This window comes from Flavobacterium cellulosilyticum, assembly GCF_004349355.1.
GTDB classification, from domain to species: Bacteria; Bacteroidota; Bacteroidia; order Flavobacteriales; family Flavobacteriaceae; genus Flavobacterium; species Flavobacterium cellulosilyticum.
This window is the reverse complement of sequence record NZ_SMFK01000005.1, coordinates 130,515-148,375: the sequence shown is the minus strand read 5'-3', so window position 1 is coordinate 148,375 and position 17,861 is coordinate 130,515. Positions and strand designations below refer to the sequence as shown.

The window sequence follows — 17,861 nt, the reverse complement described above, 5'->3', positions numbered from 1 at the left end:
ATCATGAAACGAGAATATCACAAATGGTACAGTCAAAATCTTGAAAAAGAGATGGAACTCCTTGTCTTTGGTCATACAGGTACAAAAGTTTTATTTTTTCCTCCACGCATGGGGCGCTTTTATGATTATGAAAACTGGAAAATCATTGACGCTTTAGAACCTAAAATTACAAATGGTGAATTACAGTTATTTTGCGTAGACAGTGTAGATTTAGAATCATTTTATAATAGTTTTCAACATCCAGATTATAGAATTTATAGGCATATTCAATACGAGAAATATGTACTTAAAGAAGTATTACCTCTAGCAAATACAATCAACCCAAACCCAAATATTATTTCTGCAGGTTGTAGTCTAGGTGCCTACCATGCTGTAAATGTAGCAATGCGTCATCCTCATTTATTTTGCAAAGTCGTCGGAATGAGTGGTCGTTATGACCTTACAAAATCTAAAGGATATTTTCAAGATTTATTAAGTGGCTATCATAATGATTTTGTTTATTTTAATATGCCCAATCAATATTTAAAAAACATGGAAGACGATTTTTTAATACATCAGTTGGATAAAATGGACATTATTCTAGCTATTGGTAAAGAGGATCAATTTTTGGACAGTAATTACGAACTATCAGGAATTTTAAATGAAAAAGGAATTTCCCATCAAATAATTGAATGGGACGGGGAAGCTCATAAATGTAGATATTGGCGAAAAATGGTGCAGCTCTATTTATAAAAGTTAAAAACTGTTGTTTAAGGTCATTGTTTCATCAATACAGCTGCAGCACTTAATTTACTCAGATATAACCCTAATAAAAAAGAGGCAAAAGCCTCTTGTTTATTAATATTTTAGAACCGAATTTAATAACTTTCGGATACAATTTCAGCATCAAATTCCATTTCATCTTCAACAGCTACAGCGCCACTTTCAGGCTTAGAAGCTTTGATGGCATTAAACTTTTCCATTTGTTCTAAATCTCCTTCTTCGCCAGAAAAATAAGGAAAAACATCCATTATAGGTGATTCTGAAATAGCTGGGATAGTGTAGTCTCCCATAGTACCAGTCATTACTCTAACTGTATTATCAAAAGCTTCTTTTACATCATTGGCTTGCAATAAAACATACATATTTGTTTTGCGTTCTTTGCCACTTTCTTCGTCATATGCCAATAAGGAAACTCTGGATTTAAACCATCGATCTGAATTTTCGAATGGGTGAATTTCAGCGTAATTGGCCACTTTTATATTTGTTATTTTAAATTCTTCACTGATATAGGCAGCCATTTCTTCATTAATTCTCGATTCAGCTTCTGTATAAGACATTGCATCAACCAAATACGGTTCGGTTGTAACTTTCTGTACTCCAGTATCATCTGTTTTTCTATATTTTACTTTGCATTCGTACCACATTGAGCTCATATTTTTTTTTTAGGATGTCAAAGATAGATTTTAGAAATAATATATAGCATCATTCTTAAAATAGATATTCACAATTTTGAACACGAAACTAAATTGAATTTTTTGCCCCATAATATTGACATTATATCACAAAATTGAAATTGGATACTCAAAAATCTAAACTGGGAAACTCCTTTTCCTAAATCAACTTTCACTATATTTGCACTTTCAAAAATTACTTTATGGAAACTGTTTTAGAAAATACATTACCCGTTGGAACCCGAGGTAAAGCCGAACAGAGCGTAGCTAAACCAAAATGGTTGAGAGTAAAACTCCCAATCGGTAAAAAATATACCGAACTTCGAGGTTTAGTTGATAAATACAAATTAAACACGATTTGCACTTCAGGAAGTTGCCCAAATATGGGTGAATGTTGGGGTGAAGGGACAGCGACCTTTATGATATTAGGAAATATCTGTACCCGTTCTTGTGGATTTTGCGGTGTAAAAACCGGAAGACCTGAAACTGTAGATTGGGATGAACCTGAAAAAGTAGCGCGTTCTATTAAAATAATGAACATCAAACATGCTGTTATCACGAGCGTGGATAGAGATGATTTGAAAGATGGAGGTTCTATTATTTGGATTGAAACTGTAAAAGCAATTCGAAGAATGAATCCAAATACAACTCTTGAAACGCTTATTCCAGATTTTCAAGGAATCGAAAGAAACATTGACCGAATAGTTGAAGCCAATCCAGAAGTGGTTTCCCATAATGTGGAAACTGTTCGTCGATTGACCCGTGAAGTACGTATCCAAGCGAAGTACGATAGAAGTTTGGAAGTCTTGAAATACCTAAAGGAAAAAGGCATTAAAAGAACTAAATCTGGAATTATGTTGGGTCTTGGTGAATTGGAAGAAGAGGTTTTGCAAACAATGCAGGATTTACGTAATGCCGATGTTGACATTGTGACTATTGGTCAATATTTACAACCTAGTAAAAAACATTTACCTGTAAAAGAATTTATCACACCAGAACAATTCGCTAAATACGAAGCTTTTGGATTAGAATTAGGATTCCGCCATGTAGAAAGCGGACCACTAGTTCGATCCTCCTATAAAGCGCAAAAGCATATATTATAGTCGAATGTCATAAAGTCGAAAGACTTGACTTTAAGACTTTAGACTTTAGACTTTAACACTTATGACAAGAATTGCTATAAATGGTTTTGGACGTATTGGACGAAATTTATTTCGATTACTTTTAAATCATCCTACTATTGAAGTTGTTGCGATAAATGACATTGCAGACACTGAAACAATGGCACATTTGGTTAAATACGACAGTATTCACGGTGTTTTGCCATCCGTAGTTTCTCATGATGAAAAAGGAATAATTATTGACAATATACATTATCTATTTTTCCATGAAAAAAGAATTGCTAACTTAGACTGGAAATCTATCAATATTGATGTTGTTGTGGAGTCGACTGGAAAATACAGAACTTTCGAGGAAATAAATGCACATATTGTAGCTGGAGCCAAAAAAGTAATTCTCTCCGCCCCATCTGAAGTAGACGAAATTAAAACAGTAGTTTTAGGAGTAAACCAAGACATACTTGACGGATCTGAAACCATTATTTCAAATGCAAGTTGTACTACAAATAATGCGGCTCCAATGATAAAAATCATTAATGAACTTTGCGGAATTGAACAAGCATACATAACTACAATTCATTCTTATACAACAGATCAAAGCCTACACGATCAACCACATAAGGATTTGCGCAGAGCTCGTGGAGCTAGTCAGTCTATTGTTCCAACCACAACTGGAGCAGCTAAAGCATTAACTAAAATTTTCCCTGAGTTTGAAGGTAAAATTGGAGGTTGCGGAATTCGGGTTCCAGTTCCTGATGGATCATTGACTGATATTACTTTCAACGTAAAACGAGCGGTAACGATAGAAGAAATTAACACCGCTTTTAAGATTGCCTCACAAACTAATTTAAAAGGAATTTTGGATTATACTAAAGACCCAATTGTTTCCGTTGATATTATTGGCAATACCCATTCCTGTCTATTTGATGCTCAACTCACCTCCGTAATTGATAAAATGGTAAAAGTGGTTGGTTGGTATGATAATGAAATAGGTTATTCTTCAAGAATTATAGATTTAATCGTTTTTACTAATTAAAAGTAAATTTATTATTACTATTTTTGTTAAATTCCAATAAAGATTCTTAATGAAGTATTATTTATTATTTTTAATTTTATTCACTACACATTTATTTTCTCAAAAACAAATTCCGAACGAGAAAATAGATAGTATTACCTATTTTTCCCGTTTAAGAGACACTAATATTAAGGAGAGTAAATACGGTAGAGCACTTTATTATACTCAAAAAGCGATCAGTTATTCGATAGCAAATAACTTACCCGAAGATCAAAAAATCCAAACTTATTATTTAGCAAAACTTTATTTCGACGTAAAAAAATATGATGATGCTATAAAAGCATTTAATAAAAGTTTGTTGATAAATCAAACGCAAAAAAGAAATTTACTACAAGCAAATTCATTCTACTATATTGGTAAGTGTTATATGAAAAAGAAAAGTTTTCAAAATGCTGAAATAAGTTTTAATCAGGCTTTAACTATTAGTGAAAAATTAAAAAACAAATCCATAATTGATCTTATAAATATAGAAAAAGGAATTATTTATAAAAATAATGGAAACTTCACAGCTGCAATATCCGTTTTTAATATAATAATAGCAAAACCAGACACCCCATTTCTTTTAGATATAAAAGCGGAAGCTTTATATCAAATAGGAAAAATTGAAATGGATGAAAACAGAAACAATTTAGCTTTAAATTATTTCAAAAAAGCATTAGACCTAAATTCTATAAATAATAATTTAGAACAAAAATCTGATATTTTATTAGCATTAAGCGTCGTATATGAAAAGATACTTGATAAGAGTAATGCCTATTTCAATCTGAAACAATATAATATTTTAAAAGAGAGCATTTCAATATTAGATAATGAAAGATTAGGCATTGATGAGTATGAAAATTTTAAAGAATTAGAAAGAGCAAAAGAACTTGAAATCTTAAAAAAAGAAAACATTCAAAAAGAAAAGAATAATAAATTTTCTAAACTAATCAGTATTCTTGCTATTGCTTTAATTTCTATTTTATCATTATTAAGTCTCGCTTTATACAAAAACAATATTATTAGAAAACAATCTAATTTATTATTAGAAGAAAAAAACAAGGAATTGATTATTGCAAAAGACAAAGCTATAAAGGCTTCTAATGCAAGATCTGAATTTCTTTCCACTGTGAGCCACGAACTTCGAACACCTTTGAATGCAATAAATGGTATTGCTCATTTGCTATTAGAAGAAAAACCTAAGAAATCCCAAATGCACTATTTAGAATCGTTGCAATTTTCCGGTACGTATCTAACCAACTTTATTAATGACATTCTAGAAATTAATAAAATTGACTCCAATAAAGCTCAAATTGAAAAAATCCCCTTCAATATCAAAGAATTATTAGCAAAAATACAAAACTCTCTGAAGGAATTAGCTACTGAAAATAATAATGCATTTAGCTTTGAAATAGATTCGGAAATTCCTGATTACTTAATTGGTGATCCAACAAAAATATCCCAAATATTTTTGAATTTAATCAATAATGCGTTGAAATTTACTCATAATGGAAGCGTAATGGTAATAACAAAACTTATATCACTAGAGGATAAAAAAGCTAACCTTTATTTTGAAGTAACAGATACAGGTATTGGAATACCCGAAGATAAATTAGAAACAATTTTTGATAGTTTTTCACAAGGATCTGTTGGAATAAATAGAAAATATGGTGGAACTGGTTTAGGATTGACTATCGTTAAAAAATTAGTTGGAATTTTAGGAGGCCGAATAAAACTTGAAAGCACAGTTGGTATAGGTTCTTCTTTTTCATTTCAATTGCCATTTAAAGTTTCTGAAAAACCATTGATAATTGAAGAAAATAATAGTCATACAAAAGATTCTGTATTAAATACTAAAAATATATTAGTCGTTGAGGACAACAAAATTAATCAAATGGTTTCTAAAAAAATGCTTGAAAACAAAGGAGTAATCTGTGAAATTGTTGACAATGGCGAAGAAGCTATAGAAATTGCAAAAAACTACAAATACGATATGATATTAATGGATATCCATTTACCAGGAATAAATGGAACAATTGCAGCAGAAAAAATACGTGAATTTGATAAAATAACACCTATTATTGCACTTACAGCTATATCCTTGAATGAAAACAGAAAGAATCTTTTATCTTATGGTATGAATGATGTTATTACAAAACCTTTTGTTCCTGAAGAGTTTTACTCTATTATATCAAAACACATTTAGTAATTCAATATCAATTCCTTGATTAAAAGACGTACATTAGGTTCTGCTTTTTTTGCCGCTTCTAAAACTTCATCATGAGAAATAGATTCAATACTATTTTCGTCACCCATATCCGTAATTACAGATAATCCAAATGTTTCCAACTTCATGTGACGGGCTACAATTACTTCTGGAACAGTTGACATACCCACACAATCAGCACCAATCTTTTTTACCATTTTATATTCGGCAAGCGTTTCAAATGTTGGCCCTTGAAGACCTAGATAAATACCATCCTGCACTTTAATATTGAGGTTTAAGGCTAATTCTTTCGCTTTTTCAATCATTTTCCGCGAGTAAGGCTCACTCATATTCACAAATCGTGGGCCAAAACGATCATCATTCATACCTCGCAAAGGATGTTCTGGCATCATGTTGATATGGTCGTTCAAAATCACAATCGAACCCACCTCATAGTCGCTATTCACTCCTCCTGAAGCATTAGAAACTACTAATTTATCGACACCAATATATTTCATAACTCGAACTGGAAAGGTAACTTCTTTCATAGAATAGCCTTCATAGAAATGAAAACGACCTTGCATAGCTACTACTTTTTTAGTGCCAATAGTTCCAAAAACTAAAGCTCCTTTATGACCTTGAACCGTTGAAACAGGAAAATTTGGAATTTCTGAATAAGGCAATGTATATTCTATCTGAATTTCATCAGTAAAACTACCTAATCCTGAACCCAGAATTATTCCATATTCCGGCGTGAAATTTGTTTTCTCTTTAATATAATTAACAGTTTCTTGTACTTGTTCCCACATAATTTAAAATGGTTTTATTAAAATTATCTTCTCCATTTAAAAATGAACTTCGAATTGGTAAATAAAAAAGTTGGCTATTTGCAATTCTTCCTTTCAATCTCACGAAATCTTTTTCGGTGGTAATGATAATCTTGTTTTGTGATTTGTTTTTGATTGCTACTATATCTTTTTCTTCAAAATGATGATGATCTTCAAATGTCAAACATTCATCATTTTTATGCTGTAAATAGCTAAAAAAAGGATCTGGTTTTGCGATACCAGCCAAAAGTAGTTTATTAACATCCTTTATTTCACTAACTTTCATAGTTTTGTCTTCGGAATAAATACATTCATCATATTCTATATAGGTAAAATACAATTCTTGATTGGATTCTAATTTGAGTTTTGATTTAATTTGAGTTTGTTCTTCAATTGAAAGTACTGCAGGACATTTAGTAACAATAACTAAATTAGCTCTTTTTGCTCCACTCCTACTTTCTCTTAAATTTCCAGTTGGTAATATAAAATCATCCGAATATAAATCTCCGTAAGAAGTCAACAAAATATAAAAGCCTGCTTTTACTTTCCGATGCTGAAAAGCATCGTCAAGCAAAACAACAGTTGGTTTGTCATTTTGTGAAAGTAATTGTACAATTCCGTTTTTTCTATTGGCATCAACAGCAACATGAATGTTTTTAAATTTTGTATAAAATTGAAAAGGTTCGTCACCCAGAATTTCAGCATTAGAAGTGGCATCAGCCAAAACAAAACCTTCGGATTTTCTTTTGTAACCGCGACTTAAAGTAGCCACTTTGTATGTTGGCGAAAGCAACCGAATTAAATATTCTATTTGAGGCGTTTTTCCAGTTCCGCCCACACTGAGATTACCAACAGCTATAATAGGAATATCAAAAGCATACGATTTTACTATGCCAATATCAAAAAGAAAATTTCGAATACTAGTAATGAAACCATAGAGAATAGCAAAGGGAAAAAGTATTTTTCGAAGTAAATTCATAAATTATTTATCAGAATAATGCCCCATTGCAGCAATGACAAATACAGTTACTATATCTTCTTCTACTTTATATATGAGTCTGTCTTTTTTATTAATTTCTCTAGACCAAAACCCCGAAAGTTGGTGTTTTAATGCTTCAGGTTTTCCTATTCCTACAAAAGGAGTTTCGGATAATTCTATCAAAATCTTGGCAATCCTTTTAATATTCGTTTGATTTCCTGACTTATAATGTTCTTTAATCTCTTTTTGGGCTTTAGGTTCAAATGCTACAATATACTTCCCCATACATCGTCTGGATTTAATCGGGTTAGTTTTTTTTTATCTAAATTTTTTGAACGATTTAATATTTCTGCCACAAAATCAGGATTATAGGAACTTTGATCTTCATTTACACTATCGCAAGTACCTACATTTTCAATAATCTCAATCCCCTCAACATTTTGCAAAAAAGCTTCTGTCATAGCCAAAAATGCTTTTCCAGCTTTAGTGCGTTTGTCTATTTTAAAGGTTATTGTTGTCATCACTTTGGATTTTGAATTACAAATATACAAAAATCGTACTACTTAAATTATAGTATATGACTGTCGGTTACTAATACCAATAATATATTTCAGCCACGACCCGAGCCTGAAAGTGCGAATAGGCGAAGCAATTACACAAATTATCACGAATTCCTATTTTAATTTTTAAAAAATTAGTGTAATGAATGGCAAAGTTTTTATAAAACCTAATGTGATGAAAATTTAGTCCGCTTAGCGAACAGTCATATTATATAGTAGTCTTTAAAAAACAGTATTAAATGGATTAAAACCATTTTTAAAAAGGATAATATTTTATCTTTGAAATGAAATTTTTGTTTCTTTAGTTTAATGTTGCTCAACTTTGATCGTTAAACTTTAAACCTTAAACTAAAAAATAATGAAAATCAAAGAAATAATTGCAGTACTGGAGGAAATGGCCCCCCTCGCCTATGCCGAAGATTTCGACAATGTAGGATTACTAGTGGGAGACCAAGAATCGGAAGCAACGGGAGTTTTGGTTTGTCACGACGCTCTAGAAAGTGTTATTGACGAAGCTATTGCCAAAAAATGCAATTTGGTCGTATGTTTTCATCCTATTTTATTTTCGGGATTGAAAAAAATTACCGGAAAAAACTATGTTGAAAGAGCGGTGATAAAAGCGATAAAAAATGATATTGCACTTTTTGCTGTTCATACTGCTTTGGACAATCATCAAGATGGTGTAAATAAAATCTTCTGTGATGCTTTAGGTTTAACTAAAACGAAAATTCTAATTCCGAAGCCCAATTTCATTCGAAAATTAGTCACTTATACCGTTCTTGAAAATGCAGAAATACTAAGAAACGCCTTGTTTGATGCTGGTGCAGGAAACATAGGGAATTATGAAAATTGCAGTTTCAGCTCCAAAGGAATTGGAACATATATGGGAAATGAACATAGTAATCCTGAATTTGGTGAACGTTTTGAGTTTGTAGAAAGTGATGAAATTAAAATAGAAATGATTTTCGAAAAACATTTGGAAAACAAAATTCTAAAATCGCTTTTCAAAAATCACGCCTACGAAGAAGTGGCTTATGAAATTTATGATATAAAAAATTCAAATCAGAATATTGGATTAGGAATGATAGGCGAATTGAAAATTCCAATGCAGGAAAAAGAATTTCTTAATTTCGTAAAAGAGAAAATGATATCGGACGGTATTCGACATAGTGCCTATATAGGAAAACCTATAAAAAAGGTAGCTGTTCTTGGTGGATCAGGAAGTTTTGCCATAAAAAATGCAATTCAAGCTGGAGCAGATGCTTTTTTGACCGCTGATTTAAAGTATCATCAATATTATGAAGCTGAAAATCAGCTAATTTTAGCCGATATTGGACATTTTGAGAGCGAACGTTATACAAAAAATTATATTGTTGATTATCTTCGGAAAAAAATCCTTAATTTTGCAATCGTTTTATCAGAAGAAAATACAAATCCAGTTAAGTACTTATAGATATAGAATATGGCGACTACAAAAGAATTGAGTGTTGAAGACAAATTAAGAGCAATTTACGATTTACAATTAATTGACTCTAGAATTGACGAAATTAGAAACGTGAGAGGTGAATTGCCTTTAGAAGTGGAAGATTTAGAAGATGAAGTTGCAGGATTAAGCACCCGTTTAGAAAAATTGAAAAATGACTTCGAAACTATCGAAGATCAAATCAAGGTGAAGAAAAACGCTATTGATGAACACAAAGAATCTATAAAAAGATACACAAAACAACAAGAAACGGTTCGTAACAATAGAGAATTTAACTCTTTGACTAAAGAAGTTGAATTTCAAGAACTAGAAATTCAATTGGCCGAAAAGCAAATCAAAGAAATGAAAGCTTCAATCGATCACAAGAAAGAAATAATTTCACAATCTAAAGAGCGATTAGAAACTAAATCAAATCACTTGAAGCATAAAAAATCAGAATTAGACGCTATCATGTCTGAAACTGAAAAAGAAGAAACTTTTTTATCTGAAAAGTCAGATGAATATCAAAAGCTAATCGAAGAACGTTTATTAGCTGCTTACAATAGAATTAGATCTAGTGTTCGTAATGGATTAGCGGTTGTTTCTATCGATAGAGGAGCATCTGCAGGATCTTTCTTTACAATTCCACCACAAACACAAGTAGAGATTGCTTCCAGAAAAAAAATCATTACTGATGAACATTCAGGAAGAATTTTAGTCGACAGTGTTCTTGCTGAAGAAGAAAAAGAAAAAATGGAAAAGCTTTTTGCTAAATTCTAAAATTATTTAAGTCCCGATTCACATCGGGACTTTTTTATTATGATAAAAGATTCACTTTATTTTCTATTTACTAAAACGATAGGGTTATATCTTAACCTTATGAGTTTCGTATTACCTGAAAAAGCGATTCAATTATCGCACGCTTTTTTTAGCGAACCTAGAAAAGGAAAATTCACAAAAGCCAAACTTCCTAAAATACTAAGGGAAGCTCATTCAGAATCCATTCAATATAAGGGAGAATCCATTCAAACCTATATTTGGAAAGGAAATGAAACGGTAATATTACTGGTTCATGGTTGGGAAAGTAACTCTTCGAGATGGAAAAAAATGATGCCTTATTTGAAACAATCAGGTAGCACCATTATTGCTTTCGATGGCCCAGCTCAAGGATTGTCTAGCGGTAAAGAATTTAGTGTTTTAAAAATCGCTGAATACATAGATGTCGTTGCAAAAAAATTCCAACCCCATTATCTTATCGGTCATTCACTTGGCGGAAAATCAAGTTTGTATTACCAATACAAATACCAAAATCCTGAAATTCAAAAAATGGTGATTTTAGGAGCTCCAAGTGATTTTAAAATTATATTGAATAATTTTATTTCTTTATTGAGTTTAAATTCTAAAATCAAAAAAGCACTAGAGGATCAATACATTTCAGTGTTAAACCACACCCTAGATCAATTTACATCTAAAGAATTTGCTTCTAAAATCACTACTAAAGGCTTATTAGCCCATGATATTGATGATACAATTGTTTTATTTGAAGAAGGAAAAAAAATTGCAAGCGCATGGAAAAATGTCCAATTTATAGAAACATCAGGTTTAGGACATAGTTTACACAATGAAGAGTTGTATACTAAAGTAGCTCAATTTTTGTTTGAAAAAGAATGATTTTCAAAATCACATTTCCCTTTTACTACCGATTTTAAATTACTAGATCATCAGATTTTCACACCAGTATAGCAAACTGACGAAGTAAATTACCTATTTTTGCATCATGGAAGATAATTTAAAACGCCTCAACAAATTTATAGGAGAAACCGGTTTTTGTTCCCGTCGTGAAGCCGATAAAATAATCGAAGAAGGTCGTGTAACTATTAACGGAATCGTTCCTGAATTAGGCACCAAAGTTTCACCAGATGATGAAGTACGAATTGATGGCAAACTAATTCGGGAGAAAAGAGAAAAATCCGTTTATTTGGCTTTCAACAAACCCGTTGGTATTGAATGCACCACCAACTTGGACGTTCGTTATAATATTGTGGATTATATCAATTATCCAACACGTATTTTTCCGATTGGACGATTGGATAAAGCCAGTGAAGGTTTGATTTTTATGACCAATGACGGGGATATTGTAAACAAAATTCTACGCGCCAGAAACAATCACGAAAAAGAATATACCGTAACAGTTAATAAATTGATAACGGATCGTTTTATTGAAAAAATGAGTAATGGCGTACCTATTTTAGATACAATTACTCGAAAATGCAAAGTAGAAAAAATCAGTTCGACTACGTTTAAAATTATACTTACTCAGGGTTTAAACCGTCAAATTCGTAGAATGTGCGAATATTTGGGTTATGAAGTTACGGCTTTGAAACGCATCCGAATTATCAATATTTCATTAGATGTTCCTGTGGGTCGTTATCGCGATTTGACCGATGCCGAAATCAAAGAACTGAATGATTTGATTGAACCTTCGAGTAAAACGGAAGAAGCTAGTTTGCCGAAAGCGGAAACTCCAAAAAGAAGAACAGAATTTATCAAAAAAGACGATCCACGATTTAAGAAAAGAGGGGATTATTAGTTTCCAAACCTATTAAAATCATCAAAACCCAAGACATAAATCTTGGGTTTTGGTGTTTTCTAATTCTTATTTAAAAATTCATAATAGCCTATTTTGGATAAAAAGTTACGTTTTTTATAAGCTTCAATATTATCCTCTCTATCTGTTTCACTATTTTCACCATTTAACTTATAAAGAGAAAAATAAGTTCTTCTGGCTTCATTGTTATAATTTAGAGAACTTAAAAATTTAGGTTCTACTCCTTTGTTAACCGAAATATTATAATTGGTAATAATAGTACCCCAATTTATAAAACTACAAACTAAAATTACGCCATACAAAACCCAAATCATCTTATTAAAAAGAAAAGCATTGGTCTTTTGATATTTAATTTTGTAAAAGGTAAACAGTAATCCAATAAGAGTAATCATTAAAAATGCATATACACCCAATCTTTTATAAGTAAGTCCAAAATGGATAATATATTCTGAGTTTTTAATTGCCGAACTTACAACTAAAACGGCATTTAGGCTGACCCATATTTTTGCCAACAGTTTTAAAAATAAAGCTTTAGCGTCAAAATTGAATCCCTTTTTAAAATAAAACAAAATCACTCCAACTGCCATAATGATAGAAATAATCACCGAATTTACACGGTCATGAGTTGCAGAACTAAGTTCACTTATAGGTTGTGTTTTAAAAAATTGTTCATAATTATAGGCTCCAATAAAAACCAAAAGCATCAGGTTTAAAAGTATCAGTGATATTTCTCCACTTTTTCGTTCGAAATCAATATCTAAAAAAGAAAAACTTGTAGTAACATCTTGCACACTTTCAGTTGAAAAATTATTGTTTAATTGATAACTATTAGCATACAAATAATCGGGAACCCAATAATTCCAATAACTAAATGAAAAATAAAAGCCCAATGCTACTACTAAAATTAGAGAACCAAAATCGATGTCAAATTCATATTGTAATAATCCTGAAAAAGTCTCGCTACCAAATGAATAGGCTATGAAGAAACAAATTATAAATAATGCCGGAATCAACACAAAAGCAATTAATTTCTTAACACCATTATTATTAATTTTAGTTTGGGGCAACCATTGATTAAATATAAAAGGTCTGCCCAATGAAGTGATTCCAGTAATAATAACAATGGGAATAGATTGAATGATTTTTAGCTTATTAAATTCGTTCTGAAATTGAAGAAAAATTAACGAAATAAACAATGCCAAAAAAGAAACAAAATCACCATACCAAGCAAAGGCTAAACAAGAAAATAAAGCATTAACAAACAAGAACTTTATCAAAGCACTTTTGGTTTTGAATTGTATAAAAACCAAAATGGCTACTACAATTCCGAAAAGAGCTAAATTTAGCCCTATTGATTCCTTATAAAATAGGAAAGAAAAAAGAGCGGTACAAACTAGAATTAATTGGTGTTTTTTCATATTTTAAATTTTAAAAGTACTTTGCATTTCAAAGCAAGTGGTTAAAAAAAAGGTTAATTAGGATTTAAATAATTTTTCTAAGGCATTGAGATGGGATGTAAAAACGATTCTCCCAGTATTAGTTACTCTATAGGACGTTCGTGGTTTCTTACCAACAAATTCTTTTTTGACTTCTACGTAGTGTGCTTTTTCCAAAGCTGATGAATGACTCGCTAAGTTCCCATCGGTTATATCCAACAAGGATTTCATTTCAGTAAAATCAACCCAGTCATTCACCATCAGAATGGACATAATACCCAATCGTACCCGGCTTTCAAATTCCTTATGTAATTTATCAATAATTCCCATGAACTATTTGTATTTATTATAAAGGATTAACCCATAAAGCACATGTAAAACTCCAAAACCAATCATCCAAAAAAGAAAACCGCTTCCGAGGAAAAAAAGCGCAATACACCCTAATAGTGCTTGAAAAATTCCTAAGTACTTAATATCTGATAATGTATATTTTTCAGCATTAATAAGGGCTAAACCATAAAAAACCAGGGTTGATGGAGCAACTAAAACAAACAAATGATGATGTATTAATGCTAAGCAAAAAACGCCTCCAACAAAAAGTGGAATGGTTAAGTTTAGCAATAATTTTTTGGTAGCGGATGTCCAAATTGCTAATTTGTTTTTCTGGCTTTTTCTAACCGTAAAAAGGATCCCAAAAAACAAAGCAAAAACAAAAATAAAAAAACCTACTACTACTAATTGCTTTATCAATTCTGGACGATAGACATCATTTGTTCCATCTAATAAGTTTATTCCATTATCCTTAGCTAGTTGAAATGCATAACCACCTCCTAATAAAGCAGAAATTCCGGCAAACACCCCTGATAGTCCGCTTAATGATATAAACCTGGAAGAACGCTCCATCATGGAACGAATATGTGATAAATCTTCTTGATGTTTTTGATTCATATATAAAGTACTTTGAAATACAAAGTTAAATATTAATTTCATATGACAATCAAGATATGATTTTTTTTTAAAAGTTTCTTTTAAAAAATGAGTTCATAAAATATAGAATTTTCAATTTAAGAAAAAAAGAGATTATCAATACTCAAATTCATTTATGTTTAAATATTAATTTTCAAATTAAATACCATTTTATTTAAAAAATTAGTCCTACAAATTTAATGCTATTAAAAATTATTATGTAACTTTAATCCGTCCAAATATTTGATTTTCACAATATTGTATAAATTTTTAATTTTTTGTATTATGAAAAAAAAACTAAGATTACCCGACTCTTCTTTATTTCCGTTAATTAGAAAAAACAGCCAAATCATTTCCATACTAATGACTTTGGCTTTTCTGAACATGTGTATCAGTTGCTCCTATTACAAAGCAAAAACTATCAAAACAAACTCTGATAACTTTGCCAGCAAATATAATTCTATAAAAAAAACCAACCGATATATAATTATCCATTCAGATAATCAAATTTGGCATTTAAATAACCTGATTGTAAATGATGACCAAAAAGAAATATCTGGTTCTCTAATGCCCGTAGAAGAAAGTCATACTTTATATCCACTAAAAGAAAACCAAAAATCCCGAGTTTATAAAAAATCAAAATCATCTGGCAAAACATTAGAAATTCATTTTTATACTAACGAATCGATAAACACTAATTCACATTCTCAGGTTGTCATTCCATTTTCGAATATTAAAGAAGTAAAAGTGTATGAACCCGATACTGGGAAAAAGATTTTAAGTATTGTTGGTTTTACAGTTGCATCATTAGCTGTTATTGCGATAATAATTGCAGTAACGAAAAGTTCCTGTCCTTTCATTTATATTAAAGAAGGTAATTCTTATGCTTTTACTGGCGAATTATATCCTGGTGCTGTTCTTCCTTCATTAGAAAGAACAGATTACCTTCCTCTACCTAATTTCATACCGCAAAATGAAGAATACGAACTTAAAATTTCAAATGAACTATTAGAAATTCAATATACTGATTTGGCCCAACTTGTAGTTGTAAACCACTCTCCATCCAATGAAGTTTTATTAGACCAAAATGGAAAACTGCATACAATTGCTACTAAAGAAGCTCCAGAAATTGTTACTTCTAACAATGATAAATTGTCAATAAATCCTTCTTTAGAAAAAGACAGCAACGCCTATCTTTTTGATGAAGAGAATAAAAATAACAAAGGAATGAATACGATTGTTTTTACTTTCGACAAACCCACTCAATCTAATCAAGCAAAATTAGTTTTATCTACTAAAAACTCGCTTTGGTTTGATTACGTTTACGGGAAATTTAACGAACAATTTGGTTCGTTTTTTAATCATTTTCAACAACAGCAACTTAAGGTTCCCGCAGAAAAAAACATTAAATGGCGAAATGATCAAGGAATTCCATTATCTGTTTTTGTTAAGTCAAACAACGAATGGGTTTTAATTGAAAAAATAAACCCAGTTGGTCCAATGGCATTTAGAGATTTAATTATCCCTATTGATTTAGAAAATATAAATTCTCCAAAAATAGAAATAAAACTCGAGTGTGGTTTTATGTTTTGGGAAGTCGATTATGCTGCAATTGATTTCAGCAAAGACATTCCGTTAGATATACACTATGTCAATCCAATTTCCGCTACTGATGAAAAAGGCAAAAACGTTACCTATTTACTAGACAAAGAAGACAAAAACTATTTAATTCAGCCCAACATTGGCAATCAGGTTGTAATAAAATACCATGTGCCATCTCCTAAAAAATACGAAAAACAAACTGTCTTTTTAAAAAACAGAGGCTATTATACTTACATAAGAGATTATAAAGGAATACCCAATTTTGCAAAATTGAAATCGTTTAGAGAAATAGGAGCATTATCCCAATATTCCAAAGATGAATATGTAAGATTTAATACGAAAACTAATATTTCCGATATAGTTTTCAATCATGAATAACGAAAATTACATCAGTCAAACTATATCAGTTTCTTATGGTAAACAAGAATCGGCTATAGTACCTCAAACCAAAATGAAGCAATCGCTAGTTTCAGGTTGGAGAAAGAAATTTGCTGTGTTGTCATTTCGTTTGACAATAATTGGTATTGCCATAAAAAGCTATAACAATCCATGGAATTGGATTTATATCCCATTAAGTTTAATAAAACTAAGAAGAAAAACATTAGGACAACACTATCTAACAAAATTAGCCTGTGTAGATAATAGGTATTATTGGGGGCTTTATGCTCCAGGTTGGAATGGAATTGCGTTCCAAAAATTTATTGCAGCAGAAATGAACCATATTATTCCAGTAAAACAAAAAGTAAACCGTTTCATCAATACGTATGTCGCCATAACAAAGAAGTGTTCCTTACAATGCGAGCATTGTTATGAATGGGAAAACTTAAATAAAAAAGAAACACTTTCCCCTCCTCAACTTAAAAGAATTGTCGCTAAAATTCAAGAACAAGGAGTCAGCCAAATTCATTTTTCTGGAGGAGAACCACTTTTAAAAATGGATTTATTAATTGATATTTTATGTAGCGCCAAAAAAGAAACTGATTTCTGGGTCTTGACTTCTGGATTCAAACTAACTTCAACTAACGCCAAAAAATTAAAAAAAGCTGGATTAAATGGTGTTATGATTAGCCTAGATCATTTTGAACCAGAAAAACACAACCAATTCCGAGGTTTTAAAGAAGCCTTTTATTGGGTTGAAAATGGAGTACAAAATGCTATCGACAATCAATTGGTTGTTGCTTTATCCCTTTGTACCACAAAGGAGTTTACCACTTTAGACAACCTCTATACATATGCTAATCTTGCAAAAAAAATGGGAGTTTCTTTTATTCAATTCTTAGAACCAAAAGCAGTTGGCCATTATTCTGGAAAGGATATTTTTCTATCGGATAACCAAATAAAAATGTTAGAAGATTTTTATTTAGAAATGAATTACAATCCTAAATACAAAGAATATCCACTCATAAGTTATCATGGGTATTATCAAAGACGTCAAGGTTTCTTTGCAGCTGGGAACCGCAGTTTATATGTTGATCCTGATGGAGACATAAATGCTTGTCCTTTTTGCCAAACAAAAACAGGAAATGTATTAGATGACGATTTCGAAAATTCTATATTAAAATTGCAAAATTTAGGATGTCATCAATTTAATGCAAAACAAAATTAAAAAA

The 17,861-nt window shown here is 31.0% G+C and carries 18 protein-coding genes; 10 read left to right on the top strand and 8 right to left on the bottom strand.

Going from position 1 to position 17,861, the window contains the following annotated elements; translation table 11 throughout:
- Nucleotides 1-3 precede the first annotated feature (3 nt).
- On the top strand, nt 4-732 hold the full coding sequence (locus E0F76_RS10205) for an esterase family protein (RefSeq protein ID WP_132005147.1): 729 nt from the start codon (nt 4-6) through the stop codon (nt 730-732).
- Nucleotides 733-857: 125 nt separating this feature from the next.
- Here the strand turns inward: E0F76_RS10205 and E0F76_RS10200 are convergent, their stop codons facing one another.
- The gene (locus E0F76_RS10200) at nt 858-1,415 is read right to left on the bottom strand and encodes a DUF4494 domain-containing protein (protein ID WP_132005144.1); all 558 of its coding nucleotides are present in this window, start codon (nt 1,413-1,415) and stop codon (nt 858-860) included.
- A gap of 221 nt (nt 1,416-1,636) precedes the next feature.
- Here E0F76_RS10200 and lipA point away from each other — a divergent pair, with 221 nt between their 5' ends.
- The 3 genes from lipA (at nt 1,637) to E0F76_RS10185 (ending at nt 5,811) form a co-directional block, all read left to right on the top strand.
- Nucleotides 1,637-2,536: a lipoyl synthase gene (gene lipA, locus E0F76_RS10195; RefSeq protein WP_132005141.1), complete on the top strand. Its 900-nt coding sequence runs from the start codon at nt 1,637-1,639 to the stop codon at nt 2,534-2,536.
- A 61-nt stretch (nt 2,537-2,597) separates the two neighbouring features.
- On the top strand, nt 2,598-3,587 hold the full coding sequence (gap, locus tag E0F76_RS10190) for a type I glyceraldehyde-3-phosphate dehydrogenase (protein WP_132005138.1): 990 nt from the start codon (nt 2,598-2,600) through the stop codon (nt 3,585-3,587).
- 49 nt (nt 3,588-3,636) lie between these two features.
- The gene (locus E0F76_RS10185; RefSeq protein ID WP_132005135.1) at nt 3,637-5,811 is read left to right on the top strand and encodes a tetratricopeptide repeat-containing hybrid sensor histidine kinase/response regulator; all 2,175 of its coding nucleotides are present in this window, start codon (nt 3,637-3,639) and stop codon (nt 5,809-5,811) included.
- Here E0F76_RS10185 and E0F76_RS10180 read toward each other — a convergent pair.
- From E0F76_RS10180 to E0F76_RS10165, 4 genes are read right to left on the bottom strand one after another with little or no spacing between them, the layout of a single operon-like run.
- Nucleotides 5,808-6,620, bottom strand: a complete 813-nt coding sequence (locus tag E0F76_RS10180) for a purine-nucleoside phosphorylase (protein ID WP_132005132.1) — start codon at nt 6,618-6,620, stop codon at nt 5,808-5,810. The two genes, E0F76_RS10185 and E0F76_RS10180, sit on opposite strands and share 4 nt — an antisense overlap.
- Nucleotides 6,592-7,617 carry a tetraacyldisaccharide 4'-kinase gene (gene lpxK, locus E0F76_RS10175; protein WP_132005129.1) on the bottom strand — a complete coding sequence of 342 codons (1,026 nt, stop codon included), beginning with the start codon at nt 7,615-7,617 and terminating at the stop codon, nt 6,592-6,594. Before lpxK ends, E0F76_RS10180 begins: the two co-directional genes overlap by 29 nt.
- Nucleotides 7,618-7,620: 3 nt before the next feature.
- Nucleotides 7,621-7,902, bottom strand: a complete 282-nt coding sequence (locus E0F76_RS10170; protein WP_132005126.1) for a Txe/YoeB family addiction module toxin — start codon at nt 7,900-7,902, stop codon at nt 7,621-7,623.
- Nucleotides 7,884-8,138, bottom strand: a complete 255-nt coding sequence (locus E0F76_RS10165) for a DUF2683 family protein (RefSeq protein WP_132005123.1) — start codon at nt 8,136-8,138, stop codon at nt 7,884-7,886. The genes E0F76_RS10170 and E0F76_RS10165 overlap by 19 nt, the downstream gene beginning before the upstream one ends.
- Before the next feature lie 397 nt (nt 8,139-8,535).
- Between E0F76_RS10165 and E0F76_RS10160 the strand changes: the two genes are divergently transcribed.
- From E0F76_RS10160 to rluF, 4 genes are all read left to right on the top strand, one after another.
- Nucleotides 8,536-9,630, top strand: a complete 1,095-nt coding sequence (locus E0F76_RS10160; RefSeq protein WP_132005120.1) for a Nif3-like dinuclear metal center hexameric protein — start codon at nt 8,536-8,538, stop codon at nt 9,628-9,630.
- Nucleotides 9,631-9,639: 9 nt separating this feature from the next.
- A complete protein-coding gene (locus E0F76_RS10155) occupies nt 9,640-10,419 on the top strand; it encodes a zinc ribbon domain-containing protein (protein ID WP_132005117.1) in 780 nt (259 codons plus the stop codon).
- 99 nt (nt 10,420-10,518) lie between these two features.
- The gene (locus E0F76_RS10150; RefSeq protein ID WP_246022034.1) at nt 10,519-11,310 is read left to right on the top strand and encodes an alpha/beta hydrolase; all 792 of its coding nucleotides are present in this window, start codon (nt 10,519-10,521) and stop codon (nt 11,308-11,310) included.
- A gap of 106 nt (nt 11,311-11,416) precedes the next feature.
- Nucleotides 11,417-12,229, top strand: coding sequence for a 23S rRNA pseudouridine(2604) synthase RluF (gene rluF / locus E0F76_RS10145; protein WP_132005114.1), 813 nt, complete (start codon nt 11,417-11,419; stop codon nt 12,227-12,229).
- 59 nt (nt 12,230-12,288) lie between these two features.
- On the opposite strand, the gene E0F76_RS10140 is transcribed toward rluF, so the two are convergent.
- From E0F76_RS10140 to E0F76_RS10130, 3 genes are read right to left on the bottom strand one after another with little or no spacing between them, the layout of a single operon-like run.
- Complete coding sequence (locus tag E0F76_RS10140; protein ID WP_132005111.1) at nt 12,289-13,665, bottom strand: DUF4153 domain-containing protein; 1,377 nt, start codon at nt 13,663-13,665, stop codon at nt 12,289-12,291.
- A 57-nt stretch (nt 13,666-13,722) separates the two neighbouring features.
- Nucleotides 13,723-14,013 carry a winged helix-turn-helix domain-containing protein gene (locus E0F76_RS10135; protein ID WP_132005108.1) on the bottom strand — a complete coding sequence of 97 codons (291 nt, stop codon included), beginning with the start codon at nt 14,011-14,013 and terminating at the stop codon, nt 13,723-13,725.
- 3 nt (nt 14,014-14,016) lie between these two features.
- On the bottom strand, nt 14,017-14,631 hold the full coding sequence (locus E0F76_RS10130) for a hypothetical protein (protein WP_132005106.1): 615 nt from the start codon (nt 14,629-14,631) through the stop codon (nt 14,017-14,019).
- Nucleotides 14,632-14,934: 303 nt separating this feature from the next.
- Here E0F76_RS10130 and E0F76_RS10125 point away from each other — a divergent pair, with 303 nt between their 5' ends.
- Nucleotides 14,935-16,629: a hypothetical protein gene (locus tag E0F76_RS10125; protein WP_132005103.1), complete on the top strand. Its 1,695-nt coding sequence runs from the start codon at nt 14,935-14,937 to the stop codon at nt 16,627-16,629.
- Nucleotides 16,622-17,857, top strand: a complete 1,236-nt coding sequence (locus E0F76_RS10120) for a radical SAM/SPASM domain-containing protein (protein WP_132005100.1) — start codon at nt 16,622-16,624, stop codon at nt 17,855-17,857. Before E0F76_RS10125 ends, E0F76_RS10120 begins: the two co-directional genes overlap by 8 nt.
- Nucleotides 17,858-17,861: the final 4 nt, after the last annotated feature.